1 protein-coding gene is annotated in these 1,098 nt (G+C 74.0%); it reads right to left on the bottom strand.

Features of this window, described 5'->3' with window-relative positions; all coding sequences use genetic code 11:
• A partial coding sequence (locus tag BZL64_RS35445) for a sensor histidine kinase (RefSeq protein ID WP_244205716.1) occupies positions 1-1,098 on the bottom strand: 1,098 nt, incomplete at both ends.

Genomic DNA, 1,098 nt, shown 5'->3' with positions numbered 1-1,098 from the left:
AGTCGAGTCCGGCGACGGGATCGCGTCGTTCTCCACCGTCAGCACGACCTTTCCGTCCGTCACCCGCACCCGCACCGCACACCGCCCCGCATTGCCGTGCCGCAGCACGTTCGTGGTCGTCTCCCGCACCACCCAGCCGAGCGCCGACTGCACCTCGGAGGGCAGCCCGCCGACCTCCCCGCGCACCTCGCACGCGATCCCGGCGGCAGTCAACACACCCTGTGCGCCCAGGAGTTCGACCCCCAGGTCGGCCTCCCGGTAACCGCGTACGACATCGCGTACCTCCCGCTGGGACTCCCGTGCGATCCGCTGGACCTCGATCATCTGCTCGACCGCCTCGGGACGCCCGCGGCGGGCCAACTGCACGGCCAGCTCGCTCTTGAGGGCGATCACCGCAAGGTTGCGGCCCATCACGTCGTGCAGGTCCCGGCCGAAGCGCAGCCGCTCCTCGGCGACGGCGAGCCGGGCACGGGTCTCGCGGGCCTCGTCGAGCCGGTAGACGGTGTCGAGCAGCCAGACCGAGAACACGGAGGAGGAGGCCATGAACCCGCCGCCGAGCAGCACCGCCGCCACCGAGACCAGGACGGCCGGACCGGGGGCGCCGAGCGACAGCGCCAGGGCTCCGGAGGCCGCCGCGTAACCGGCGACGACGGCGAGCGCCTGCCGCGAGCCGCGGACGCCGAGCGTGGTGACGCAGGCGGCGAAGATCAGGACGACGCCGAAGACCCCGCCCGCGGCGGTGTCGACCTCCTCGCCGCCCGGACCGTGCTCCGCGGTCCACAGCGCGACCGCCGCGACCGCCGCCGTGACGAGGGCGAACGCCACCATCAGCCGCACCGGCCGGGGCCGCCTGCCCCGCGTCCAGTCCAGCGCCCGCGAGGCAGTCACCACCGACAGCGTGCAGTGCACGGCCGTGATCAGGGGAAGCCACAGCACGGGCCCCTGCCACACCCCGCTGCCGAACGGCACCCCCACCGCCGCGAACTCGGCCAGCCCGAAGAAGTGGAACGACCACCGCGTGTACGTCTCGACCTTCGCCGGCGAACTCTTGCGCCGCCACCAGCCACCCGCCCCGCGCGAGTCGCCGCCGCCCCTGTC

The sequence above is a fragment of the Streptomyces bobili genome (assembly GCF_002154575.1).
GTDB lineage: Bacteria > Actinomycetota > Actinomycetes > Streptomycetales > Streptomycetaceae > Streptomyces > Streptomyces bobili.
The sequence above is the reverse complement of the archived record's forward strand: the minus strand, read 5'-3'. Positions and strand labels throughout refer to the sequence as shown.